Source organism: Tundrisphaera lichenicola, assembly GCF_051175385.1.
Taxonomy (GTDB): domain Bacteria; phylum Planctomycetota; class Planctomycetia; order Isosphaerales; family Isosphaeraceae; genus Tundrisphaera; species Tundrisphaera lichenicola.
This window is the reverse complement of the sequence record NZ_CP195106.1, coordinates 22,280-47,802: the sequence shown is the minus strand read 5'-3', so window position 1 is coordinate 47,802 and position 25,523 is coordinate 22,280. Positions and strand designations below refer to the sequence as shown.

Annotated in this window: 21 protein-coding genes; 8 read left to right on the top strand and 13 right to left on the bottom strand. The window is 65.6% G+C overall.

Annotated features, from left to right (window positions below; genetic code table 11):
- The first annotated feature begins 131 nt into the window (after window positions 1-131).
- Window positions 132-1,721: a hypothetical protein gene (locus P12x_RS00185; protein ID WP_435008777.1), complete on the top strand. Its 1,590-nt coding sequence runs from the start codon at window positions 132-134 to the stop codon at window positions 1,719-1,721.
- 83 nt (window positions 1,722-1,804) lie between these two features.
- Here P12x_RS00185 and P12x_RS00180 read toward each other — a convergent pair whose 3' ends face one another.
- Together P12x_RS00180 and P12x_RS00175 are read right to left on the bottom strand one after the other, a co-directional pair.
- Window positions 1,805-3,031, bottom strand: a complete 1,227-nt coding sequence (locus P12x_RS00180; protein WP_435008775.1) for a molybdopterin-dependent oxidoreductase — start codon at window positions 3,029-3,031, stop codon at window positions 1,805-1,807.
- Between the two features lie 87 nt (window positions 3,032-3,118).
- A complete protein-coding gene (locus tag P12x_RS00175) occupies window positions 3,119-4,222 on the bottom strand; it encodes a hypothetical protein (RefSeq protein WP_435008773.1) in 1,104 nt (367 codons plus the stop codon).
- A gap of 344 nt (window positions 4,223-4,566) precedes the next feature.
- Here P12x_RS00175 and P12x_RS00170 point away from each other — a divergent pair, with 344 nt between their 5' ends.
- The 5 genes from P12x_RS00170 to P12x_RS00150 all read left to right on the top strand — a co-directional run bounded on the left by P12x_RS00170 (window position 4,567) and on the right by P12x_RS00150 (window position 8,666).
- Window positions 4,567-4,893 carry a YciI family protein gene (locus P12x_RS00170; protein ID WP_435008772.1) on the top strand — a complete coding sequence of 109 codons (327 nt, stop codon included), beginning with the start codon at window positions 4,567-4,569 and terminating at the stop codon, window positions 4,891-4,893.
- Window positions 4,890-5,762, top strand: coding sequence for an RNA polymerase sigma factor (locus P12x_RS00165; protein WP_435008771.1), 873 nt, complete (start codon window positions 4,890-4,892; stop codon window positions 5,760-5,762). Before P12x_RS00170 ends, P12x_RS00165 begins: the two co-directional genes overlap by 4 nt.
- Window positions 5,723-6,169, top strand: coding sequence for a hypothetical protein (locus tag P12x_RS00160; protein WP_435008770.1), 447 nt, complete (start codon window positions 5,723-5,725; stop codon window positions 6,167-6,169). Before P12x_RS00165 ends, P12x_RS00160 begins: the two co-directional genes overlap by 40 nt.
- Before the next feature lie 202 nt (window positions 6,170-6,371).
- Window positions 6,372-7,757, top strand: a complete 1,386-nt coding sequence (locus P12x_RS00155; protein ID WP_435008769.1) for a hypothetical protein — start codon at window positions 6,372-6,374, stop codon at window positions 7,755-7,757.
- 255 nt (window positions 7,758-8,012) lie between these two features.
- Window positions 8,013-8,666, top strand: a complete 654-nt coding sequence (locus P12x_RS00150; RefSeq protein ID WP_435008768.1) for a hypothetical protein — start codon at window positions 8,013-8,015, stop codon at window positions 8,664-8,666.
- A 200-nt stretch (window positions 8,667-8,866) separates the two neighbouring features.
- Here P12x_RS00150 and P12x_RS00145 read toward each other — a convergent pair whose 3' ends face one another.
- The 5 genes from P12x_RS00145 to P12x_RS00125 all read right to left on the bottom strand — a co-directional run bounded on the left by P12x_RS00145 (window position 8,867) and on the right by P12x_RS00125 (window position 13,186).
- Window positions 8,867-9,208: a helix-turn-helix domain-containing protein gene (locus P12x_RS00145; RefSeq protein ID WP_435008767.1), complete on the bottom strand. Its 342-nt coding sequence runs from the start codon at window positions 9,206-9,208 to the stop codon at window positions 8,867-8,869.
- A gap of 351 nt (window positions 9,209-9,559) precedes the next feature.
- Window positions 9,560-9,709 carry a hypothetical protein gene (locus tag P12x_RS00140; RefSeq protein WP_435008766.1) on the bottom strand — a complete coding sequence of 50 codons (150 nt, stop codon included), beginning with the start codon at window positions 9,707-9,709 and terminating at the stop codon, window positions 9,560-9,562.
- Between the two features lie 175 nt (window positions 9,710-9,884).
- Window positions 9,885-10,895: a DUF1559 domain-containing protein gene (locus P12x_RS00135; RefSeq protein ID WP_435008764.1), complete on the bottom strand. Its 1,011-nt coding sequence runs from the start codon at window positions 10,893-10,895 to the stop codon at window positions 9,885-9,887.
- A gap of 430 nt (window positions 10,896-11,325) precedes the next feature.
- A complete protein-coding gene (locus P12x_RS00130; RefSeq protein ID WP_435008762.1) occupies window positions 11,326-11,904 on the bottom strand; it encodes a hypothetical protein in 579 nt (192 codons plus the stop codon).
- A 67-nt stretch (window positions 11,905-11,971) separates the two neighbouring features.
- A complete protein-coding gene (locus P12x_RS00125; protein ID WP_435008760.1) occupies window positions 11,972-13,186 on the bottom strand; it encodes a carboxypeptidase-like regulatory domain-containing protein in 1,215 nt (404 codons plus the stop codon).
- 451 nt (window positions 13,187-13,637) lie between these two features.
- On the opposite strand from P12x_RS00125, the gene P12x_RS00120 reads away from it, so the two are divergent.
- Together P12x_RS00120 and P12x_RS00115 are read left to right on the top strand one after the other, a co-directional pair.
- On the top strand, window positions 13,638-14,348 hold the full coding sequence (locus P12x_RS00120; protein ID WP_435008759.1) for a carbonic anhydrase family protein: 711 nt from the start codon (window positions 13,638-13,640) through the stop codon (window positions 14,346-14,348).
- A gap of 203 nt (window positions 14,349-14,551) precedes the next feature.
- Window positions 14,552-15,979: a tetratricopeptide repeat-containing glycosyltransferase family 2 protein gene (locus tag P12x_RS00115; RefSeq protein WP_435008758.1), complete on the top strand. Its 1,428-nt coding sequence runs from the start codon at window positions 14,552-14,554 to the stop codon at window positions 15,977-15,979.
- 23 nt (window positions 15,980-16,002) lie between these two features.
- On the opposite strand, the gene phoU is transcribed toward P12x_RS00115, so the two are convergent.
- The 6 genes from phoU to P12x_RS00085 all read right to left on the bottom strand — a co-directional run bounded on the left by phoU (window position 16,003) and on the right by P12x_RS00085 (window position 25,512).
- The gene (gene phoU, locus P12x_RS00110) at window positions 16,003-16,749 is read right to left on the bottom strand and encodes a phosphate signaling complex protein PhoU (RefSeq protein ID WP_435008756.1); all 747 of its coding nucleotides are present in this window, start codon (window positions 16,747-16,749) and stop codon (window positions 16,003-16,005) included.
- A gap of 263 nt (window positions 16,750-17,012) precedes the next feature.
- Entirely contained in the window at window positions 17,013-18,902 is a 1,890-nt protein-coding gene (locus P12x_RS00105; RefSeq protein ID WP_435008755.1) for a hypothetical protein, read from the bottom strand.
- 277 nt (window positions 18,903-19,179) lie between these two features.
- Entirely contained in the window at window positions 19,180-20,682 is a 1,503-nt protein-coding gene (guaB, locus tag P12x_RS00100) for an IMP dehydrogenase (protein WP_435008753.1), read from the bottom strand.
- Between the two features lie 327 nt (window positions 20,683-21,009).
- The gene (locus tag P12x_RS00095) at window positions 21,010-21,582 is read right to left on the bottom strand and encodes an REP-associated tyrosine transposase (protein ID WP_435008752.1); all 573 of its coding nucleotides are present in this window, start codon (window positions 21,580-21,582) and stop codon (window positions 21,010-21,012) included.
- Window positions 21,583-21,734: 152 nt separating this feature from the next.
- Complete coding sequence (locus P12x_RS00090) at window positions 21,735-23,357, bottom strand: sigma-70 family RNA polymerase sigma factor (RefSeq protein ID WP_435008750.1); 1,623 nt, start codon at window positions 23,355-23,357, stop codon at window positions 21,735-21,737.
- 580 nt (window positions 23,358-23,937) lie between these two features.
- Window positions 23,938-25,512, bottom strand: coding sequence for an Eco57I restriction-modification methylase domain-containing protein (locus P12x_RS00085; RefSeq protein WP_435008749.1), 1,575 nt, complete (start codon window positions 25,510-25,512; stop codon window positions 23,938-23,940).
- Window positions 25,513-25,523 lie beyond the last annotated feature (11 nt).

Here is a 25,523-nt window from a genome sequence, read left to right as displayed (position 1 = left end):
CGCCCTAACGCCGGATGCCCTCTCATCCGTTCCACTTTCCCAAGGGATTGACGGACTGATTTCGATCATCCGATCGGGGCCATCCCGACGGCCGTCTCCCATCCCCCCGGATCCGAAGAAAGGATAACGGCATGAACTGGCCCATCCCCCCGCGAACGTGGTTCGCCAGCCTCTGCGTCCTGATCCCGATCGGTTCGGCCTCCGCCGGCGAGCCGACCAGCCCGAGCCCCAATCCCTCGCCCGAACCCCCCAGGGTCGGCCTGCTCGAAGCCATGCGTGACGGGGTCGTCACCGCCCGGGCCGAAGGAGTGGGCGACGGGACGATGTCCATCAACGTCACCAACCACACCAGCGGCAAGCTCCGGGTCATCCTCCCGCCTGGCCTGATCGCCACGGGCCAGTCCGGACAGTTCGGCGGCTTCGGCGGTCGGGGTGGCGGAGGCCGAGGTGGCCGAGGTGGCCGAGGTGGCGGCATGGGTGGCATGGGCGGTGGCATGGGCGGCATGCGTGGTGGCATGGGCGGCATGGGCGGCCGAGGTGGCATGGGCGGCGGCATGATGCTGACCATGCCGCCGACCATGGGGATGATGACCCTCAGCCGCCTGATCATGCGGCTGGTCGAGCCGGTCGAAAGCTGGGATCCGGCCTCGCTCATGATGGGCATGATGGGTATGGGCGGCGGGATGATGGGCGGCATGGGCGGCATGGGCGGCCGAGGTGGCATGATGGGGGGCATGGGGGGCGGCTTCCGCTCGGTCCCGCCCACCGGCCTGCCCGATGCCACGCTCAAGCCCGGCCAGACCCGACGCCTCTCTACCCGCCTGGTCAGCCTCGATCCCCCCTCCCCCGAGACCGGCGTCCGGCTCCCCCAGGCCGGCGAGCCGCTCCTGATCGGCGACATCGCCCAGATCAACGACGACCCCAAGGTCCAGAAGGCCCTCCGACGCCTGGCCCTCGACAAGGCCCCCGAGGCCATCTCGCAGATGGTCCTCTGGAACCTGGCCGACGAGCTCGATTGGGCCACGATCTCGCAGCTGACCTCCGGCTGGGTCAACGCCCAGGAGCTGGCCCTGGCCCGCCAGCTGGCCGATCGGATCGAGGACCTGCCCGAGGGGGAGTCGGGACAGCTCTTCGTGGAGGTGGTGGCGGGGGAGTCGCCGCATGAGGCGTTGGCGACCCGGCTGGAGAAGACGCTGCACGCCGGGCCGATCCTGGGCCTGAAGCCGGGCTCGGGGGTGCCCTCGGCGCCGAGCGGCCCCTCGGTGGGCTGCAAGGTGCAGATCGTGGGGGAGTCGGATCACCCCGAGGCGTTGGTTCGGGTGGCCGAGAGCGACGGGCATCGTGGCTGGAAGTCGATGGGCAAGTTCAGCTTGCCGGTGCCGCTGGACGCCGAGGGGAAGCAGGACCTGAAGGAGTTCGGCGAGCAGTTGACCGAGGGGCTGCTCGGGCGACTGGTCCGCGCCCGGTTGATCAAGGGTCGAGGGAGCCTGGATGGCGGGACGACCTACAAGCTCCAGGTCGACAACGCCTCGCCGATGCTCCTCAACGGATTCGCGCTGGTGGGCGGCGAGGCCAAGCCCGACGAGCCGCCCCACTATCTCCTGGGGATCAGCCTGGCGCCGCAGGGGAGCCTGCAAATGCCGCTGACCTCCAAGATGGTCGAGGCCTACGGGATGAAGAAGGGGTCGCGTCTGGTGGCCGTCGATCTCTCGGCACTCTGACCTCGGGACATGGTCGATGATCGCCGACGGAGGGTCGGGAATCGTCTCGGGTTCCGGGCCCTCCTCTTGATCGTGCCTCGAATCTAGGTGATCCGGAGACGCTTGATCTGGATTCCATTCACGCCGGACCGCTGGGCGAACGGCCGGGGCTCGGGCTGCGCGAAACCGTTCCGGTCGACGGTCCGGGCCCGGAATTCGTAGAGCCCCGGCTTCAGGGCTTCGAGTCGGGCGGACCAGGGCGCGATGCTGAATCGGATCGGCCACTCCTTCGGCCGACCGTCCTTCCCGAAACCCGAGATCCGGGCGGGGTCGACTCCGGGGGGTAGCTCGACGCTCAGGTCGGCGGGCGGGGGATCGAGCCGGCAGGCTCGCCAATCGGCGGTTGCCCAGGCCGGGTCGTCTTCCTTCAGCTCTCCGACGGACTCGGGCGCGGGCCTCACCCAGTATTCGACCCGTTCGAGCCCCGGCCAGCCGACCATCGACGTCCCTCGGATCACCACGTCCTGGCCGGCGGGATAGGTCGCTTCCTCAGCATCGTCGAGATAGGCTGCGGTCTTCAGGTAGGATTCCGGGTCGTTGTTCGCCAGGGCATAGGTGTCATTCGCCTGGTAGTCGTTCGACAGGCGGACCTGCTGGAGCCACTTGACCGACTTGAAGCCGTGGGCCCAGGGGACGACCATCCGGACCGGCCCGCCACGTTCCAGGGGGATCGGCCCTCCGTTCAGCCGATAGGCGACGAACGGCGGGAGTTCTCCGGGCGGCGTGTCCAGGACCTGGTTGATGGCCAAGGATGATCGGAACATCTGCTTCGGGTCGTCGTTGTGGAATCCCCAGTAATAGACGCGCCGGACGTCCTTCATCCGGCCGGTTAATCGGAGGATGTCGCGGAGCGGCACGCCCTCCCAGAGCCCCTGGCCCAGCGGCAGGGCGATGTTGTTGCACTGCATCGCCTTGAGGAACATCACGCCCTTCGACTCGCCCAGTTTCATCAGGCTCGGGAGATCGATCGCGGTCCCGTCTTCGAGCCGGAGCGGTCGACCGACCTCGGCCTTCCCCTCGGCCGCGACTTCCAGTCGCCAGGTCTCGGGGGTCAGCCGAGCCCGGACCAGGGCCTCCCCCTCCAGGGTGTGAGGGATCGGGTTGCCTCGGCTGACGTCCGTGAAGTCGTCTCCCGGAGTGAGGTAGGGGCGAGGCGGCTCGTTGAATTCGGCGGGCTGCGGGATGGCACCCGAGGTCCGGCCGGCCGTCGACCCCAGGGTGATCCCGGCAAGCCCGACGCGGATCGCATCTCGGCGGGAGATCGGCTCCATATCCACCGCTCCTCTCGGGGGGAATTGCTGTCACTCCCCCCAGGATAGCAGAATGGTCGGGCTCGGCGATCCACCAATGGGGCGACCTCAGCCGACCTCCCACCAGGGGCGAGCCCGTCGCCACTTCATCCGGTCCTTCCGGGCGTAGAAGTACGAGCCCAGGGTCTGCATCGCGACGAGCGTCAGCCAGACCAGGAGGATCCAGCACCCCAGGCTCAGGGCGATATAAAGGCTGAAATACCCCTCCCGGAGCCGGAGGACCCCGACGAAGGCCATCGCCCCCGCGCCGAGCGTCGCCGCCACGACCAGCGAGAGGATCAGGAACGACGGGCCGACGCGCAGCAATCCCCCGATCACCCTCCACGGGCTCGCGGCGAAGTCGTCGTCGTGGAGGAAGGTGAGCAGCAACGCCATGAGCGCATAAGGCAGTCCGGCCAGCCCGAGCCCAATCGTCCGTTCCGGGTTCCAGGCCGTCCCCAGGCCGCCCATCGCCAGAGGGAGCATTCCGACGGAGAGTCCCAACGCCACCCAGATCACCCACGAGGCCATCCCGCCCAGGACCCCGTCGACGTTCCGATCCGGCGGCCTCGGCGGGTTCCGCTCCCCCTCGGCCGAGCTGACCAGGACCCGGCCGAGATACTGGAGCCAGTACGTCGCGACCAGCGGGGCCAGCAACAAGACCGGCATGGCCGTGACGATCGACACCAGATGCCCCATCGGCAAGGCCCCCAGGCCCTCGGCGTCGGCCATCAAGCCGATGCAATACTCCGGGACCAGCGTCCCCATCAGCCAGAGCATCCCGCCGATCGCCGAAGCGATCGCCACCCCCTCCACCCCCCGACCCGGGTAGAGCAACCGCGGAGGGAACCAGGGTTCCGGCGCGATCGGCTCCGGCTCCTTTGGCGGAGGCGCGGGCGGCTTCACCACGATCGGAGGTGGGGGAGCGTCGGTGACCTCATAGACGCCCTCCCATTTCCATTCCGTGTCCTGGGGGGGGACGACCTCCTGGGAGAACTGGGGGGCCACGCCATAGCTCCCTTCCCAGTTCCATTCATCTTCTTCCATCGGTGCGGCGACCGGCACCTCGGGGACCTGGACCGACTCCCCACAAATCGGGCACCGCCCGCTCTTGCCCGGCGGAATCCGCTCCAACCTCAAGCGTCGTCCGCACCGGCAGGTGACAGTCGTCATCGCAATCACTCGCGGGGAAACGGGGGATTTCCGACGATCGACAATCGTAACAGGTCCGGCCCCGCCCATCAATGACAAACGTCATAGATTAGTTCAAAACAAGATCTGGCCTCGCGGCCTTCGACCCCTTAGCCTGAGTCCGGCGGGTCCAGGATGACGACCTTGGCCGCCGGCCAATGCGGCTTTCCCGGATTACGTGGCGCTCTGATGGGCCACGGCGACCGGCCCTCGAAAAATAATCTGCGGGGGTGTCCGAACGGTCAAACCTCAATCGTTGAACCACCGGAGAGCCGAGGGAATGGGCCCCGGTCCAGGCACCTGAAACCGAATGGGAGAGCCGTCTCATGCCGAAATACCTGTTCATCTTCCGCCACTCCACCGATCCCCAGTCCCGGCCGTCTCCCGAGGAAATGCAGGAACTGGGTGGCCGGTGGTACGCCTGGATGCAGAAGTTCAACACGTCGATCCTGCCCGGCGGCGATGGTTTGAAACCGGGCGGTCGGCTCGTCAGGTCGGGGATCGTGACCGACGGCCCGTACGTCGAGGCCAAGGAATTCGTCGCCAGCTTCAGCCTGATCCAGGCCGACGACTACGAGGCTGCGGTGGCCATCGCTCGGGAGTGTCCGGGGGACAACGTGATCGAGATCCGCGAACTGGGCGGCTACGCATGAATGAGCCGGGCGAGCTGGTGGAGCACTTCTTTCGCCACGAGTTCGGCCGACTCGTCGCCGTGCTGACCCGGTCGCTCGGCGTTCAGCGGCTCGACCTGGCCGAGGACATCGCGCAGGCCTCGCTCGTGCAGGCCCTGGAGACCTGGTCGAGGCGCGGGGTCCCCGAAGACCCGGCCGGCTGGCTCTACCGGACCGCCCGGAATCTCGCGATCGACGCCTGGCGGAGGGAGCAAACCCTCGCCCGGGCGTTGCCGCACCTGGCGGGCGAGGCCGGTCGGGAATCGGGGCCGCCCGAGGTCCATTTCGCCGACGAGATCGGCGACGAGCCGCTCCGACTCCTCTTCGTGAGTTGCCATGAGGCCGTGCCGGTCGAGTCGCGCGTCGCCTTCGCGCTCCGGGCGCTCTGCGGATTCAACACCGCCGAGATCGCCCGGGGGCTGCTCACGACCGAGGCCAACGTCCAGAAGCGTATCGAGCGGGCCCGGGATCGCCTGCGCGACCTGGGCGTCGATTTCGAGGCCCCGGCCGCCCCCCAGCTTCGAGCCCGGCTGGACGCGGTGCTCTCGGTCATCTACCTCCTGTTCAGCCAGGGCTGCCACGCCACCCATGCTGACACGCCGATACGTCGCGACCTCTGCGACGAGGCCCGGCGGCTGGCCCGGATGCTGGCCGACCATCCCGTCGGCGATGCCCCGGCGGTCCATGCCCTGCTCGCCCTGATGTGCTTCCACGCGGCCCGATTCGACGCGAGGGTCGCCCTCGACGGCGGCATAGTCCTGTTCGAGCAGCAGGATCGATCCGCCTGGAACTGGGACGACGTGCGCGAGGCATGGGGTGGCTCGCCCGGTCCGCCGAGGGGGACGACCTGACGCGTTATCACATCGAAGCGGGCATCGCCTGGGAGCACTGCCGGGCCTCGACCGTCGCGGAGACCGACTGGCGGAGGATCGCCGAATGCTACGATGCGCTCGACCGCATGGCACCGTCGCCGATCCACGCGCTCAACCGAGCCGTCGCCGAATCCTACCTGAACGGCCCGCAAGCCGGGCTCGACCGCCTGGCCTCCGTCGCCCCGGAAAACCTCCCCGCCCGCTATCCCGGCTGGCACGCGGTGATCGGCGAGTTCCACTCCCGACTCGGTCGGCACGCCGAGGCCGAGCAAGCCTGGCGGGAGGCCCTGAGATGGACGACCGCCAACACCGATCGGGAGTTCCTGAATCGAAGACTCGCCGACTGCCGACGCTCCCAGGGCCTCGCCGCCATCCCGAACTCCTGAGAGACCCCGGCGGCGAGGACCGGCGAGGGGAGCGCGGAGATGCCCGAACCAGGACTGACCACGCTGGCCCTTCGACATCAAGATCACCTACAATAGCCGACGCTCGACGCCAATCAGCCCCAGAGCATCTCGATCTGGCGGGCCGGATCGAGCACGGCGGAATCCCGACCCATCGCCCCGATTTTCATCAGGACATTTCCCCATGATTCGTCGAACAAACTTCGGGGTGTGTCGGATCGCCGCGTTCCTGCTGGCCCTGCCGACGACGCTCCTGGCCCAGCAGCCGCCGTATGACGTCTTCCCGACGGCCGAGCCGCCGTACTACCGGGTCCGGTACGAGGCTTCGACCGAGCCGGGCGAACTTGTTTATCCCGTCAACTACACGATCTGGATTCCGGAGGGCGTGAAGACGCTCCGCGGGGTGATCGTGCATCAGCACGGGTGCGGCGAGGGCTCGTGCAAGTCGGGCCTGACCGGGGCTTACGACCTGCACTGGCAAGCGCTGGCGAAGAAGCACGACTGCGCCTTGCTGTCCCCGGCCTACGAGCAGCCCGAGAAGGCGGATTGCCAGATGTGGTGCGATCCGCGTCATGGATCGGGTGCCGCGTTCCAAAAAGGCCTGGTCGATCTCGGCGAGAAGTCCGGCCATCCCGAGTTGGCCGGGGTGCCGTGGGCCCTCTGGGGACATAGCGGTGGCGGTCATTGGGCGGGTGGCATGGTACTCCTGCATCCGGGACGAGTCGCCGCCGCCTGGCTCCGATCCGGCGTGCCGCTGCTGAAGGCCGATCCCGAGCGAGCCTCGATCCGGGCCCACACCCTGCCCGACGCCGCGCTCAAGGTGCCCGTGATGTGCAACCTGGGCACGCAGGAAGGCGTGACCGTCAAGGACGGACGCTTCGCCGGAGTCTGGCCGGCCAACGAGGCCTTTTTCACCGAGGTCCGGGGCAAGGGCGGACTCATCGGCCTGGCCGTCGATCCCCTGACCGCGCACGAGTGCGGCAACCAGCGATACCTGGCGATCCCGTGGCTCGACGCCTGCCTGACCGCCCGCCTGCCGGACGTCTCCACCGATCCGCTGAAGGACCTGCCGACCGACCAGGCCTGGCTAGCCCCCATCACCGGCACCGAGGCCGTCCCCGCCCCGGCCTTCGCCGATGACCCGTTGAAAGCGACATGGCTGCCGAACGAGGCCCTCGCCCGCTCGTGGATGCAGTACGTCAAGGACACCGCCGTGACCGACGAGACGCCCCCGCCCGCACCCACGAACGTGAGCCTGATCGGCAACGCGTTGAGTTGGGAAGCCGAGGCCGACCTCGAAAGCGGACTCGCCGGCTTCCTCATCGAGCGGGACGGTCAGTTCCTGGCCAACGTCCCCGAGCAGGCCAAAAACCCATTCGGCCGCCCGATTTTCCAGAATCTGCAATACAGCGACACCCCGACACAACCCCTCGTCCCGCTCCAATTCATCGACACCCGGGCCGAACCCGGCCACAAGCACATCTACCGAGTGATCGCCGTCAATACGGCGGGATTGAAGTCGAAGCCCAGCCCGGATTCGGTCGCGCGAAGTGCACACGTTCAGAACTGAATTATTCCAAGAGACAATGACATGCAAACATGAAAGCTAACCACAAGTTCGCGGTGACAAGAATCAACACAGCTGCAATCAAGAAATTATGGACCTTTGGGGCCGGATTCGGTCCTTGATTTCCCGAAGATCCTCGGATCCAGTGTATCGATCGGGAAACTCGAAATGAAACTTTCGGCTTGAGTCACGACCCATTCTCACCCGAATATCTGATCTGACACCGGTTTTCTGTCTCCCATATAGGAAAACAGTAGCATGCCTAGAATCATTTACTGCAATTCAACCAAGCATTTAATTGCATTACTTATCTTGCTCAAAATATGTACAAACAATGCGATTGGGCAAGACCACTTAATACCCGAGAACGGCCATCTCAACGAAGACAAATCCACCAACGACTACAATTCAACACTAGTTGATATTCTAGGAATTGATTCCGATAAAAGCAATTATATCGCCAGAATGGTTTGCTTGCCTGCTTTCGAGCCTGAGTGGGCCATAACGATCACCGAAGTTGACAACATGCATTGGATTGAATTATCGGTGGCGACCGAGTCGGTATCTTCTTCAAAAAACCCACGTAAAGTTACAGCCACGAAACGACGGATTTTATTTGATTCAGACTGTGCAATTATATTGCGAAAAATATGGATAAAAATGCTATTGTCGGTCAAATATCCGAGCGAGCCTCCTGAGTTTATAGTAGCTGATGCAACTGATTACCGTTTTTCGTGCTTCGCGATCGGTCGCGGTAAACTGGCAGGAAAAATTTCGGAGCCCATGTTGGATACTTTGCCCAAAAAATTAACGGAAATCGGGCATTTACTTCGCACTTATGTCGAAGATGACGATTTGGAAAAACCCAAATGCATTTCAAAAATCCTTGACCTGTCAACTGGATTTAATTAATGAGCATTCGCCGGGTGAATCCGGTGGGTTCGTCCGCGGAGGCCTGAGGTGTCAGGCCTCGATTTTTTGGTTTCTCTACCGGCAAATGCGAACGAATCGATCAACAATCAAGCCTAGTATGTGATTTGAGGATCACGCCTGACCTAGGGTTTCCATCGCCAAGACATAGCAACAATTACATTAGATTGAATCATCTCATTTCAGATTCCGAATCCGACCTCCTGAAACGGCTCCCCCGGCCTGTGCGGACTGATCTGGATCGTGACTTTCTGGTCGAGTCGTTTCAGGAAGTCGAGCAGCTTATCGGCCGTGAGCAGGCTGAAATGGCCGTTCATCAGGTGGGAGACCTCGGGCTGTTTGATGCCGAGCAGCGCGGCGATTTCGCGCTGCTTGAGCTTTCGCTTCGAGATCAACTGATGGACGTGGAAACCGAGCTGGGCTCGCGCGAATCGTTCGTCGGCGTCCTCCAGCCCCAAGTCGGCGAAGACGTTGCCGGAGCCCGGTTCCCCCTCGATCGCTCCCTGGCGGTCATGACTCATCATTCGCCCGCTCGTTCGACTGTGAATATCGTCGCGTGATTTGATCGATCGCTTGCTTCGGTGCGGCGATGGCCTTCCCCGATTCTCCCCAGTTGCCGGACTGTCCGAAAAAACGCCCGATGGTCGAGGATGCGGAAAGAGGAGCGGCTCGGATCACGCTCATTCCAGGAAGGCAAGGGCAACCCTGCCCCTCCGCTTGGGAGGGGCAGGGATCCTGTCGGCTCAGACCGCGTCGGCGGGGTAAGGACGTGCGGCCGCTCCAGGGCGATGGCGTGGAGGGGAGCCCCGAATCGTGCTGTAAAACCCCTCGCGGCCATGGGTCGTGGGGACGAGATACGCGTAGGCGCCGCCCCGTCAGGGAACCTGGCGTCCCCCGGCTTTCGGAAATGGCTTCTTCGCCAATTCGGGGTCCACTTTGACCTCGGCCTGGCCGCTGCCGCAACCGAGGACGAAAACGAGGAGGAGCAACACCGATAAGCAGGCTCGCTTGACTTTGAGCGTCATGATTCCTCTCGATTTGGCGTTAAATTCCCAGGTCCCGGATGGCTTGTCGGGGGGGTGCAGGCTCGCGGCACCCGAGGACCGATCCGATGTCCAGTCCCCGGAGGGCCTCAAGCCCGCCCGCCGGAAGGAGGCCGAGCGTCGGGAGTCCCATCCTCTCGACGCTCAAGGAAGGAGATCAGTAGGAATCGCCGGAGATGATCTCGCCTCCGCCTATGCTCCCGAGCGCCCGCCAGATGTTGACGGCGACGGAGTCCTTGATGAACTTGACGCTGCCGTCTCCCATCGCGACGTTCACCCCGCCCGGATGGAAGCTCCTCGCGGCGCTGAACGAAGTCAAGTTCACGTTGACGCACGGCGGGTTGGTGCCGTTGGGATAGAGGCAAAACCCTCCTTCGATCTGGTCATAGGTCTTGGCGTTCGGCGGGGAGTAGGTGTAGAACTCGAAGCAGCACCGGTCGTCGTTGTAGACGTCGCCCCGGTGGTCGGAGCTGGTGCCCTGATTGACACCGATCTTGACCTCGCTCATCAACACGGTGTTGCTCGTGCCATCCGTGAAGTCGCGCAGGCCGTACGACTTGTCGCTCGTGAACGGGCCGGGCTGGTAGATCGCCGTCGTGTAGGGCGGGGGGACCTGGGCCAGGGTCGATTCGGGGATGAAGGGGGTGTGGCCGGGGGCCTGGCCCGGGCGCGAGCCATCCTGGTGCCAGCAGGTATTCCCGTAGTTGACCATGTAATCGGCCTTGGCCCGAGGGTACGGGGAGGTCGGTTCCTCGATGTTCGTGCCACCCGGGTCGGAGGGACAGTCGAACGTCTTGAGGTTCACCAGGATCGCGGTCGTGTTCTGGGGCTGATAGAAGTCGGTCGAGAAGTTGATCGCGTTGAAGAGGGTCGTCCCCTCCATGGTCGTCAGGATCGAGAAGGCCCACGTCCGCCGGGGAGCGTTCTGCCGGCCGATCGGGAGCGTGTTGATGGTGTCGTGGTAATTCTGCATGGCGAGCCCGAGCTGCTTCAGATTGTTGATGCACTGGGCCCGCCTCGCCGCCTCTCTCGCGGCCTGGACGGCGGGGAGCAGCAGGGCGATGAGGACGGCGATGATGGCGATCACCACGAGGAGTTCGATCAGCGTGAAGCCGGGCCTAGGCGGATGATTCGCGGGCGCGGAATCGGATGGACGCATGATGCGCATGGGAGATTCCCTCCGGGAGTTTAGAGGAACAGGACGACCACGGGATCTCGGCCAATGGCGATCCGGGCCCTATTCGCACGACAGATCGCACAACTAACCGACGAAGAATCGCCGCGGGGCATCTAGCGGCCAAGGAGGGCATTGGCCGCAGGTAGTGAATCGAACATCTGTACAATCGGTAGCATGCGCGATTGCTATTATCTTAGGAGGTCTGTCAATCCCCGGCGTCGAGATTTACAGGGGGAACTCGGCATCAGCCCACATGCCGCATTTTGGAGACACCCGAAACCCATGAAAATGGGCAACAAGCTGGCCATGGCTGAACAGGTTCTTGCCCTGGATTTCAGACGGTGCAAAATCGGGGTCAAGTTCATCTCATAGGGAGAGTCCGAATCGCGTCAGGCCAGGCGATGCGGCTTCTCGGGGTGGGTCAGGCTGCCGGACCGGGCAACTGCCATGCCCCTTTGCCCATCCTCTCGAAGGTGGCCCCGCAACTCGCGCACCATCCTCGTTTCCCCGAGTTGACCAACCGTTTGGACCGGGGCCGGGCGGGATGGGCGATCGGGATGACCGACTTGAGGCCACAGGAGGGGCACACGCGGGGGCGGGCCGCTCGCCATTGATGCCAGCCCGCCAGCAGGCAGATGGGGCCCAAGAACAAGGCCATGGGGAAATGCTGGGTTGGCTTGCCGGTGAGGGCGTAGCAGGTCGGATCCTGGAGCAGGAACAGGCCTCCCGAGGCGAGATTCGCCCCGATCATGCAGGAGGAGCGGTACCAATCGCGGACCTTGCCCGGGCGGTCGAACGCCCACAGCAGGATCGCCAGCGCGGGCATCGGGTAGACCCCGAGATGGATCGGGACGATCATGCAGAGGATCTCCGGCCGATCGCCGAAGAGCCGCCATTGGAGGACCGCCCGGGTCGCGGCGCTGAGGAGCCCGGCCCAGATGACGAGGATCATCAACTGCCGGAGCGTGGGATTGAGCCCGGTCGAAAGCGGTTCATCCAAGCGGTGGCTCCCGAGCTTGACCGGCGGGCGGATCGCTCAAGGCGGTATGAGCCGCGAGCGACGCCCCTCATCTCGCCCTCAGCACCACATCCACCTTCTTGCCGCTCTTCAGTTCGACCAGGGTGGAAACCTCTCCGCCCTCGTCCGATTCGGGGCGGCCCCGGATGATGTACCTCCCGGGCTGCACGTCGTGGAACGTCTTCCGGTTCTCGTAGGCGTGCGCCCACTGGTCATGCATCCCGGCGACCTTCTCCCCGTCGGGTTCGATGCTGATCCGGTATTGGTCGACCGGCTGGCCCGGGAATTCCACCGTGACGCGGACTTCGGAGGTGCGGACGAATTTCAGGGCGATGCCTGATGCCGGGGACTTGATCGACAAGATCGGCGAACACCATCCTTGACAATACGGCCAAACGGTCGCCTTGCCGGCCGGGACTTCGCCGACAAAAAGCCCGTTCGTGTCGACCTCAGCCGTGAATTCTTCGGGAGACTCGTAGACGTCCCCCGAATCGAGCATAACCTCGCGGATATAGACCCTGCCACCGGGGAAAGGATGGCCTGCGTCGTCGGTGACACGCCCGGAGACGGGAACCGGGCGGGCGAGGACGCAATCGATGGGCTTGTATTGCGGCTCGTCGTCGAGCGTGAGGTAGTCGACGACGCGGGGCAAATGGCCTTCGGCCTCGGCGATCACGCGGTAGGTGGATGGGGTGGCATGCCTGAGTACCCAATGCCCCTTGGCATCGGTCTCCGTCTGCGCGACCGTATAAGGTGCCGTCCGGCAACTTGCGTTGTCCTGCAGGATCACCTTACCCACCAGCGGCCTGCCCTCCGTGTCGGTGAGATCCCCTTCGAGGACATTCCCCGGAGCGTGCCCGCGCATCCGGCGGTCGACGACGATCATGTCCTTCGTCGGGGGTGCCTCGCCGTAGAGATCAATCTGGGCGATCGTCTCTCCGAATTTGACCGGGATATCGGGCGTCCCGGGAGCACTCTCCCAGATCTTGGTCTGCCAGGTTGTGAAGCTCCAGCCGAGTGATTCGCGGGGGTCATGGAGGACGATCCGCTTGTAGGTCTCCAGTTTGACGAACTGCTCGAAGACGTCGGCGGGAATCTTCCCCCGGTAATCGGAGGTCCAGCGGCCGGACTTTTCGTGCCAACCAAGCCGGCCGGGGTGGTTGAAGATCTGGGCCGCGCCAGTCGGCCAGCCGGGGTCGGCGACCTGGGCGGCAGCGGGCTGGGGATCCTGGGCGAGGACCATCAAGATCGCGAGGGTAAGCATGGCACCACCCCGAGTTAAAGAGAGGAGTTCGCTTTATCGTAGCAGATCCGAATCTGGGAGGGCGATATAAGCCTAATCTAGGACATGGAGATCAAGCTTGATCTCGGGGTTCCGGCCGCCCTGACACAACAACAATTTTATAAAGCCTAAATATCTTCACTCAAACTCCGAATCCGACCTCCTGAAACGGCTCCCCCGGCCTGTGCAATCTGATCTGGATCGTGACTTCGTGTTAGAGCCTCTTCAGGGAGTCGAGCAGCATATCGGCCGTCAACCGGCTGAAATGGCCGTTCCTCGGGTGAGCGACCTCTGGTTGCTTGATTTCTCCCGAAAACATGCAGCACATGGATCGTCTCGCCGATCCGAGGTTGCGCGACCTTTTTGATTGCTGTTGATCGATCTTCAGGCTAACTTACGCCGACTCGTTTTGCCCCCCCACGCGGAGCCCCCCATGCAAGTTCTCGGCTATCAGCAGTCGCCTATCCAGATCCTGACGGCGGACTCCGTCCCGGTTGTATTCGGGCACGATTATCTGAAATTCGACTACGACGGAGAGCTGGACGGCCTGTTCAAGGGTGACAACTTCGAGTTCAGCAAGCCTTCGCCGGGGGAGGATGACACGCGTTGGTCCATCACGGTGGGGGGCCGTCGATGGATCATCCGAAAGATTCACATCCATGCCCCCGCGGAGCACAAGATCGACAGCGTCAACCCGCAGCCCTACGAGGCGCACCTGCTCCACTCGGCCGCGAGTGACCCCGACGCCAAGGCGGATAAGCTCGTGATCGCCGTGTTCATCGTCCCTCACGCAAAAGCGGGCGTGAAGAAATCCTTGACGGAGTTGAATCGACTATTGAGTCAGCAAAAGAGCCAGGGAGGAGCCTCGAACTGCCAGCTGGAGCACAAGCTCGATCCGGGGGAATTTATCCCCGATGCTGCCGATCGGAAAGTCTGGTTTGCCTACGAGGGTTCGTTAACAAGCTGGCCCTATTCCGAGGATGTGAGCTGGATCGTATTCAAGGAAGCAGTTCGGGTCCCGCTCGGGGAATTCGGCAGCATCGCCGAATGCGCCGAACAGGAGGAACGGCCCGTCTTCCCGCTGAACCGGAGGCATGTTCTCAGGAATGTCCCGGCAGCAAGGTCGAAGGCCTCGAAGGGTTGAGGGTCGAGCGGGTCGGTCGAGATGCTGGCACGAATCGCGAGCACAATACCATGACGATCCGTGTTTACGCTTCATCCTGAGGGACCATCAAGGCCGCGTGTCGGGAGATCGTGCCGCCTGGGGATCGATCCGCCTTGATCCCTCGGCGTGGCTCCCGTACCATCCGCGCGGGTGGGTCGGTCGGGTTTTGAGGAGGTCGCCGCATGAGGCCGATGGTCTCGCTGGCCATGATCGTCCGGGACGAGGCGGATCACCTGGACCGGTGCCTGGGGTCGGCGGTGGATCTGGTCGATGACGTCGTCGTGGTGGACACGGGCTCGACCGACTCGACCCGCGAGATCGCGCGGGGGCGCGGGGCTCGGGTGATCGAGTTTCCCTGGCTCGACAGCTTCTCGGAGGCACGGAACGAGTCACTCCGACGGGCCGAGGGGGGGTGGGTCTTCTGGCTCGACGCCGATGAGTGGCTGGATGACGAGGCTCGGGGGCGGCTCCGGGGGTTGTTCGCGAGCCTGGGCGACGACGAGACCGTCTACCTGATGCAGCAGGCTTCGGACTCGTCGATCCACGGTCGGGATCAGCTCTCGGTCACCCAGCCCCGCCTCTTCCGGAACATCGAGGCGGTCCGCTGGCGATACCGGATCCACGAACAGATTCTCGACGCCTGGCGGGTCCGGGGGGCCGCGTTCCGCGACTCCGGGGTCGTGATCCGCCACTCGGGCTACCAGACGGCCGAGCAGACCCGACGGAAGTACGAGCGAAATCTACGGCTGATGGCTCGCGATGTCGAGGACAACCCGGACGACCCCTGGGCCCTGTTCCAGCTCGGCCGAGGGAACTTCGAGGAGCGGTTCCCGGTCGCCGAAGGGTTGTTCCTCCGGGCGCTCGGGCTGCCCGGGGCCACCGGCCTGATGAGCCGGCAAATCTACGGGATGCTCGCCCGGGGCTATCGCGAGCGGGGGGAATCGGCCCGGGCCCGACGGGTCGTCCGGGAGGGTTTGAGCCGACACCCGGGCGACTCGATCCTGCTGTTCGAGTCGGGGTGCCTCGCGATGGGCGAGGGGGACCTCGGGACGGCGGGGGAGGCGTTCGGGACCCTCCTGGATTCGTCGACGGATGGCGAGGAGCGGCTGATCGGCACGTATGAATCGGTCCGGGGCTGGCGGGCTCGGGTCAACCTGGCCTCGGTCCGCTACCGAGAAGGCCGGCTCGACGAGGCCGAGCGGCAATGGCGGCTCGCGCTGGACGATCGGCCCGACACCTCGGCGGCGTGGCTGGGGCTGGGCGAGCTTTACCTGAACCAGGCCCGGTGGGATGACCTGGACCGGGCGATCGAGCGGCTCCGGGAGCTATCCCCCGAGTCGTCGGGGAGCCCGTTGCTCCTGCTCCGGGCGCAGGCCCACCTGGCCCGCGAGGAGTTTCCCCAGGCGCGTGATGTCCTCCGCCAATTGATCGAGCGGGAGCCCGGCTCGACCGACCCGAGGATGCTCCTGGGCTGGTCCTACCTGCTGGAAGGGGAGGATCTGGGGAGCGCCGAGCGGACGCTCCGGGAGGTCCTCCGGGCCGACCCGGACCACGCCGAGGCCCGGAGGGGCCTGGAAGCGATCCGGGGTCTCCGGGCGGGCCGGATCTGAGTCCGATCCGATCCGGTCTAGCTTCAGCTCATGGGCTTGGAGAAGCGGCCGGTCGAGGTGTCGTGCCGGATGATGTCACCTTCCTTGAGATAGATGACGGCCTCGGCGATGTTGGTGGCGTGGTCGGCGACCCGTTCGAGGTTCCGGGTGGCGTTGATCAGGCGGAGCCAGCCGTCGAGGTGGTCGGGGTCGTCCCGGATGGCCTGCTTGAGTTCCTCGACGACGGATCGGCGATGCCGGTCGACCTTTCGGTCGTTGGCGATCACGGCGCGGGCCAGGGTGACATCCCCCTGGGTCAGGGCGTCGAGGCTCTCTCGGACCTGATCCATGGCCTCGGAGGCCATGACTTCCAGGTTGCGCGGGAGGGCGCGGCCGATCGGTTCCTCGGTGAGCTTGCGGGCCCGCTTGGCGATGTGCCGGGCCAGGTCGGCCATCCGTTCCAGGTCGCTGTTGATCCGGAGGATCGCCGCGACCCGCCTCAGGTCGGAGGCCACCGGCTGGTGGAGCGCCAGGACTTTGAGGCAATCGCGCTCGATCTGGACTTCCCAGCGGTCGATCGACTGTTCCTCGGACTTGACGTCGGCGGCGAGGTCGGCCCGGCCGTCGCAGAGGGCCCGAACGCTGGTATTGAGCGTCGTCTCGACGACCGCCGCCAGCTTCAGGATCTGATGCCAGAGACCTTCCATGTCCCTCAGGAAGTGCCGGCCCAGCGTCGCCCGCTCGGCGTGCCAGTCCTCACCCCAAGCCGCAGCCCCCTCGACATTTTGCATCAATCCTCGCCTCCGCACAGACCCGGCTCTGCTCGATATCATGCCGCGCCAGGGTGTCTCTCCGGTTCCGCCGGAATGGCCTCCACCAAACCATCCCATGCTATCACCGAACGTACGACCTTCATAAGGTCAAATGGCCGAATTCCAGGAAATTCGTCAGATTTGCATCTGTTCTTCACGGAGGGCCGGAGTCGACGAAAAACCCCCGGGAAATCCCGGGGGTTTTGGTGCTTTCCGTAGACCTGGGAGGGCGGACCTCACGGTCAATAGTTGCGACCCTTGAGGGGCGGTCCGACCCCGGTGGGGGTGATGAAGATGGTGTCCGGCGGGATCGGGTCGCCGGGCCGGTAATAGCCCAGGTCGTACTCGGCCTCGTTGGGCGGATCCATCAGCATCTTGTAGGGGAGCGTGCCGACCTGGAAGCAGAACTTGCCGATCGAGTAGAGCGGCTGGAGGACCTGATTCCGCTGGTTGGACTGGCGAGGGTCGTCGAGCGGGTACGAGAAGTACCGCCCGATCGGGCCGAGCGACTGCTCGACGCCCTGGCCGTAGCGTTCGAGGACCGGGTCCTGGAAGTAGAGGGTCATGTGGCAGGTCCCGGCGGCGGACCAGTATTTCCGATTCGGGGTCCACTCGCGGGCCCCGAGCGGGACGAACTCCTCGGGGACGGGGATCCGCCGGAGCGGCCGGGCCTCGGTCGGGCTCGGGGGCCTGGGCAATTCGAGCCGGGTCGACCCCTGGCTCGGGGTCGGGACCGCGTTGGGGTCTTCCGGCGGGGCGGCCCCTTCGCCGGGACGGTCGGCCTCGCCGGGGAGTTGGGCGATCCGATCGAGCTCCTGGCGGAGCCGGGGGTTCAGTCTCATCTCGATGTCCGACCGGGTGGCCGGAGAGGCCCCGTCGGGCAGGGGCGGCAGCGAGTTCGCCTCGGGGGCCGGGGGAGCCTCGGGGGCCGGGGGAGCCTCGGGGGCCGGGGGAGCCTCGGGGGCCGGGGGAGCCTCGGGCTTGGAGGATTCCCCCACGGGGATGGCGATCGGTTCCGCGGGCATCGGGACCGGCGGGGAGACCTCGTCAGCGACCGGGGCCTGCGCCACCCTCGGGGGATTCTCGGCGGCCGGGGCCGGATCTTCGGGCATGGACGGGGTCGGCAACGGCTCCGCCGGCAAGGGCGAAGGCGAGGCCGGGAGAGCGTCCGCCGGGGTCGGCAGGCCATCCGCCAGGTTCGGCAGATCGTCCGTCGGGGTCGGCAGGCCATCCAGGGGGACGGGGGCCGCCTCGGTCGGCAGCGCCACCGGAGCCGCCTCGATCGGCTGGGGGGCGGGGGCGTCGGTTGGCAGTTCGGCCGGCTCGGGGCCGGACTCGCCCGGTAATTCGAGGCCGATCGGCGGCGGGGGCTCCGCGGCCACGGCGGCCGGGACGACCTCGGGAGAATCCCTGAGCGGGGCCGGGGCGGGCTCAACCGCAGGCCCCGGGGGCGAGCTGGAGGGAGTCTCCAGTTCCAGGGTCGGATCGACCGAGGGCTCGGGCATCGGGGCCGGTTCCAGGGCCGGGGCGGGCTCGGCCGCCGGGGCCGGACGCGGCGTGAGGTTCATCCGGGCGGGCAGCGAGGGGAGTTCGAGGCCCTGCGGCTCGACGACCGGGGGTCCCGAGGCCGAGGGTTCGGCGATCGGGGCCGGTTCCTGGATCGGGGCCGGGGTCTGGATCGACGGCGGATCCGGCAGCTCGGCGCTGGCGAGCCGGACCGGCTCGGGAGTCGAAGGCTTGGCCAGGGCGAAGGCCCCGGGCTGGACGTTCCCCCGGCCCTTGACCGGCTGAGAGACCACTCGAGGCGTGTTGACGGCCTCGCGGATCCCCTGCTGGGCGCGAGCGATCCCCTTCTTGAGCGAATCAAGCTCGGCGGGGGTCAACTCGTCCTGGCGGGCTTCGACGGCCCGGAAGAAGCTCAAGGCCCGCGCGTACTCGCGGTACGCCAGGTAATCGATGCCATTCCGGAGCAGGTAACGGGTCGCCTTCGACGCCAGCATCGGATCGGCCTGCTCGGCCGAGGACGAGGCGACGGGCGAGCGGGGCGGTGACGATTGCTGCGCCGGGACGAGTGCGGCCGAGAGGCCGATCGCCGCGAGCGCCGAGCTCAAGGCCAATGTTTGGCGACGCAAGCCACGCCTCCTTGCTGGCTAATCCCCGGCCCGGATCGCCGGAAGGCGAAGGGCTCGGGGAGATGCGTTTCCGTCCTCGACAGACGACGGGCCGACTGGACTTCTGCAACAGACAGCGAACGGTCGAAACTTCCCGAAATAGTGGTCAGTGGTCAGTGGTCAGTGGATCTCTGAATTTGGCGATCGTCTTGACCCTCACCCGGCCTTCGGCCACCCTCTCCCGGAGGGAGAGGGAAGGAGAATTCACTAGCCACTCCACCCACTAGCCACTAACAACTCAAACCGGCCGACCATTCTCATTTTCGCCGGAGAAACTGGAGTAATTGGGGGCTTCCTGAGTGATGACGATATCGTGCGGGTGGCCTTCCTGGACCGAGGCCCCGGTGACCTGGATGAATCGGGCCTTGGTCCGGAGATCCTCGATCGACTGGGTCCCGCAGTAGCCCATGCCGGCCCGGAGGCCGCCGACGAGCTGGAAGACGTATTCGGCGAGCGGTCCCTTATAGGGGACGCGGCCCTCGACCCCCTCGGGGACGAGCTTCTGGGAGGAGGTTGACTTGGATTCCGATGACCTCGACGAGTCCTGGCGATAGCGTTCGTGCGACCCCTTGGCCATCGCGGCGAGCGAGCCCATCCCTCGATAGGTCTTGAAGCTCCGCCCCCGGTAGATGATCGTGTCGCCCGGGCTCTCGGCCAGGCCGGCGAAGAGGCCCCCGATCATGACGCAGTGGGCCCCGGCGGCGAGCGCCTTGGTCACGTCGCCGGAATAGCGGATCCCCCCGTCGGCGATGATCGGCACCCTCCCGGCGGCGGCCCTGGCGGCCTCATAGACTGCGGTGACCTGAGGAACCCCGACTCCGGAGACCACCCGCGTGGTGCAGATCGAGCCCGGCCCGATCCCCACCTTGACGGCATCGGCCCCGGCTTCGATCAGGTCGCGGGTCCCCTGGGCGGTCGCCACGTTGCCGGCGACCACTTCGATGTCGAAATCCTGCTTGATCCGTCGGACGGTCTCGATCACGTTCAGGCTATGCCCGTGGGCCGAGTCGACGATCAACACATCCACATCAGCTTTCAGGAGTTCCTTGATCCGATCGTAGTCGTAGACGCCCACGGCGGCACCGACCCGCAACCGGCCCCGGCCATCCTTGCAGGCGTGGGGGTATCGGTGGAGCTTGTCGATATCCTTGATCGTGATCAGGCCCTTCAGTCGGTATTCATCGTCCACCAGGAGAAGTTTCTCGACCTTATTCTTCGTCAAAATCCGATCCGCCTCTTCCAGGCTGGTATCGGCCGGGGCGGTGACGAGGTTGTCCTTGGTCATGACCTCTTCGATCCGGAGTTCGTTGGACTCCAGGAATCGGAGGTCTCGGCGTGTGAGGATCCCCCGGAGCTTGCCGTTGACGGTGATCGGCACGCCCGAGATGTTGTGCCCGCTCATGATCTCGCGGGCCTGCCCGACGGTGGCGCCGGGGGGCAGGGTGATCGGGTCGACGATCACGCCGTTCTCGGACCGCTTGACCTTGTCGACCTCGCGGGCCTGCTCCTCGATCGACATGTTCTTGTGGATGACGCCCAGTCCGCCTTCCTGGGCCAGGGCGATCGCCAGCTCGGCCTCGGTGACGGTGTCCATCGGGCTCGACAGGATCGGGATGTTCAGCGGGATCTTGGCGGTCAGATGGGTCCGGGTGTCGACCTGCTTGGGCAGCAGCTCCGAGTAACCCGGCTCGAGTAGCACGTCATCGAACGTGATCCCCTGATAGGCGATGCGATCCTGCACGGGAAAAGCCTCCGGGCCTCGACGAAGCGGGAAAGATCCGTCTGCGTTCGTCGGGCCGATTCTAAGGTGCCTTTCCCGGCTTATTAGACCGCGAGATGCCCCGACGGACAAGGCCAACAGGATCCGAATGGTGTACAAGCGCAAAACCGCCGGAGGCCTTGGAGTGCGGGAGCTTGCTCACGCTTTGCCGGGCCGGAGCTTGCTCCGGACGATGCGGTGTCACCGAGGGGGCCACTTCCGAATGGGCCGGGACCTGCCCCGGCGGAGCAAGCTCCGCCTCGCGAGAGCGTGAGCAAGCTCCCGCACTCCAAGGCCTCCGGCGGCGGTTCAGAAGTCATCGTCGACATTCAGTCGATCGATCGGAAACGAGTAGACGGACCGGACCTGGGCGGGCGATGCGGCCCTCTCGAACCAGGCGGCCGAGCCATGGGGATACAGGTTCGTGGCCGAGACGATCCCATGTTTCACCGGATTCTGATGGACATAATGGAGCCTGGCGAGATAGGACCGCTGGTGAGTCAAGCGGGTATCCCAGTAGTTGCGCCAGACCTTCCGCGAGGGGGCCTGATCTCGCCGGTTCAAGGCGATGGCCGTCCGCGAATGCAACTCGCGGAGGAATGCCTTCAGCGTGGCGGGATCGCCGGGAGAAGCGGCCACGAAATGGTAATGGTTCGGGAAGACTGCCCAGGCTTCGAGCCGCCACTCGTGCCGGTCGGCCACTGTCAGCAGGGCCGCATGAAGCATCCGAAGCTTTGGACCATCGGAGAAGAGCGGCTCTTTACGGTATGTGCCGGCGGTGACCATGAAGGTCCCCGCATCGTCCAATTCATGGAGCGGTGCGCGTGGCCAGGGGAGCCCGGATCGAGGAAGTTCGGATTCGCCTTCCCGGAGAGGTTCCATGGCAACTCACTTTGGAGTGCGGGAGCTTGCTCACGCTTTGTCGAGGCGGAGCTTGCTCCGCCGGGACAATCCCCCGCCAACCATGAAATCGCATGACTCCACCGAAGACAATCCCCGCCCTTCGGAGTGATGGAAAGCTCAGACATCGTGACTCAAGGCTGGGCTTGCTTGCCATCACCCGGCTCGGCCGGAGAACGCTCGCGGCGGAGTTCCCTCAACTCGCGAGAGACGTGGTCGAGCCTGCCCTCGAGATCCTCGACCCTGTCCCGGAGTTCTTCGATGCCTGCACCGGCATCCTGGCCGCGGGCGGGTCGATCCAGCAGGTCGACCGTGTCGTCGACGAAGACGCGTTTCGACTCGGCGGCCGGGACGATCCTGGGCTCGCCAGTGTTCGCGTCCACGGTAATCACGCCCAGGACCTCATCGCTTATGATTTTTCGCATATGCTCGATGAGCTTGACTTTGATCTGGGTCCGGGTTAGTCCTTCGACGTAGAGGTCGCCGTAGAATGTCAAGCTAATCGTTCCATCGGGCCCGACGATTCGTTCCCCGGTAATCGGGCGGCCCGGCAGGGCTTCCAGCACCTCCACGACAAGCCTCTGCCCCTGCTTCACCGTCGGTGGTGGGAGAGGAGAACCGGCACCGCCCTTGTTGGCGGGAGAATTCAGGTCGAAGTAATCGGGCGGAATCGGGAGCCCATTGTCAAAAGTCCGATCCCGATCCGGTTGGGACCGGTTCGTTTCTCCCTCCTGCACGGCCAACGGCGGCCTTCTGGTGGCGACCGGCTCCGGGGCGAGTTCGAACGGGCTCCTTCCCTGCTCGCGGACTGGGATCGGTGGCAGATCGGCACTTTTCTCGACTGCCCTCCGTGGTGGCCGATCGGCCACCGGCCCCGAGGGCGTCCCCTGGGCAACAACGACCGCCCCCACCGTGCCAACCCCGACCAGCATCGGGACGGCGACCCATTTAAGTTTCGACAGGAACATCATCATCAAGACTCCTCTGGTCAGCATCATCGCCCCCGCCGAGACGGCCCCGGCGGCGAGCGTCTTCCCCGTGGCGTAAGCCATCGCGGCCTTCAACGTGGATTGGAGCAGGGCTTGCGGGACGGACGCCGAAGCCCCTTCGGTCGCCAGTCCCGCGCCCCAGAGGGCTCCGGTCGCGGTCAGGCCCCGTCGGGTCAGGCGTTCCCGGAGGAGCTTGCGGGCCCTCGCCAGGCGGACGCTCACCGTGCCGACCGGCCAGGCCAGCTCCTGCGCGGCCTCGGCGTGGGTCAGGCCCTGGAGGTGGCAGAGGACCACCGGCTTCCGGTACTTGTCGGGGAGCCGGCCGAGTTCCTCGTGGAGGATCGGGCGGGTGTCGAGCCAGGCGGCGTCGGCCTCGACGCCGGGCGGGTCGTCGACGATCCCCCCTTCCCTCTTGCTGCGCCGGGCCGCCAGGGTCCGGGCCTTCTTGGAGACCCGGAGGGCTACCCCGTAGAGCCAGGGGCCGATCTGCTCCCGCTCGCCGATCGAGCCGGCGCGGCGGACCAGGACCAGGAACGTCGCCTGGAAGGCATCTTCCACGTCATGAGGGTCGCGGAGCATCCCCCGGGCCACCCGGAGGACCATCGACCCGTGCCGGATCACCAAGGCCTGGAAGGCCAGCTCGGCCCCCTCGCCGCGATGGGTCGCGAACCGATCCAGGAGTTCCCCGTCGGTCAGGCCGACGACCGTCCCGCCCTCGAACAGCCGGTTGATCTGGCGGATCGCATCGCCGGAATGCCCGCTCGCCATCGTGCGAATCCCCCCTGCCCCCTCGGTCGTTGGTCCGATCGCAAGGTACTGCCCGAGCGAGGGAGTTTGCTGACAACTTTCCCAATTATTACCGCCTACCCGGCCCGGAGATTCCTGCAGGGCAGGGCTCGCCCTGCCGGGTCACGCGTCATCGGCAGGGCGAGCCCTGCCCTACAAAGATCCTCTCAATCGGAATGCACCCCGGACACGGGCAACCGATTGCCCGACGGAAAGGAGGTTCTTCGACCGAGCGATCCCGCGATAGTAACCACCCGGGAAGATGGTCTGAAGGAGCCATCCACGAGCGGGAGGCCAGGTCTTGGGTTCGATTCGCCAGATAAACCGGAAAGCCGAAGGCTTGGTCGACGAGGGTCGCGATCCTTGGGTTCGTTTCGCCAGACGCGCGATCGACCGGGTCGGATCCCCCAAGACTCGACCACCACGAGCTTATCGCCGTTTGGGTTCGTTTTTCCCAGGACGATCCGCAGGGTCGAGAAAGGCGAGGACGATCGAGACATCAGCTATGGGCAGAACCATTCCCTCGCCAGGCAAGGCACCGACAAATCCGGCAATCGATCGCTCAACGCGATCGGGGCTCATCGACGAGGTCGACGATGATCTCGGTCGCGGGCAGGGCGGCGAGTTCCCTGGGCTCGATCTTGTGGAGCCCTCCGCCGTAGACCCGACCCTCACCGATCAGGTGGCGGGCGGGGATCGCGCGGAGCCGGTCGAAGATTCGATCATGCAACTCGGGTCGGTCTCCGAGGAGGGTTTTCAGGAGGCCTTTGGGATAGAGCATCAGGTAGACGTTGGGGGCGACGGCCCGGGAGTGGTTCCGGAAGAAGCGGAAGGGCGGGCTCGCCGGGCGAGGGCGGGCCATGTAGGTGCAGAGGAAGGGGGCGGGCTCTCGACGCTCCTGGGCATACCAGGGGGTCCGCCGACTCGCCAGATAGCCCGAGGACAATCCGCGATCCCGCCCTTCGGCCAGGTAATCGGCCAGGCCGGGGGCGGCCCGTCGGACCTCGTCCTCGGGGATACGGCAATCCACCAGGGACAACGGGCGGTGGAGCCGGGGTCGGCCTTCGTCGTCGGCCTCGATCACGGATTCGGTCAGGTAGCGAGGGCTCGGCAGGATCGGCGTCAGGAACGATCGGGGAATCCCACGATTCGAGGCTGTTTCATCGTCGATGATGAAGAACGCATTGGCCCCGGTGACGAGTCCGCGCTTGATGACGAAGAGGTCGCCCAGCGTGAAGCCGGTTGGAGTCGGGACCGCCTCATCGCCCGGGAACCTCGACCACTTGCGAGCCGATCGGAGCGATTCGACCGGGACCATCGCCGACTGGTCGGGATCGGCCGGCGGCCCGCCCAGGGTCATCCGGGCCTGGTGCCCGGGAAGCGGGGGCGTCTTCTCGAAGGCGACCACGGCCGAGGTCACCAGCGCGTCGCCGAACTGGGCGTCGGAGGGGCGGAACCGGTGGATCTGGAGCAGGGTCACCCGCTCGGACAGGTAGCTCCGGAGGGCCGCTCCGTAGTTCACATCCAGGAACTCCGACGGGACCAGCCAGAGGGCCAGCCCCCCCTCGGCGAGCCAGGCGTCGGCCAGCAGGAGGAAGTAGACGTAGAGTCCGGCCAGCCCCCCCGGGGCCAGCCCGACCCGGCGATCGACGAGCCCGGACAGGTCCCGCTTGGCTTCGAGGCCGAGGTGATGATGCCGGACGTAGGGGGGATTGGCAAGGATCAGGTTGGGCCGGTGGCCCGCGCCCGGGGGCTCTCGCCGGGTGAAGTCGCCGAGGGTCACTTCCAGTCCCGAACCGGCCCAGAGGTCGCTCGCGGCCGAGGCGAAGGCCGGGTCGATCTCGAACCCCCGAGCGTCCTCGATCGGCACGGAAGGATGCACGCGCAAGAGAGCCTCGAAGAACGCTCCGGTGCCGAGGGCCGGGTCGAGGAACCGGACCGGGCCCCGGTGCCCGCGCTCGGCCCGGAGCCACAGGGCATGCTCGGCGACCACCAGGGCCAGGTCGGGCGGGGTGGCGAACTGGCCGAGCCGGTTCCGCTCGACGTGCCCTCGGAGGCCATCGAGCCGGGCCTGCTCGTCCAGGCGATGGGCCCTCGACCGGGCGAGATCCGGGGGGGAGGCGGCGACGATCGTCATGATCTCATCTT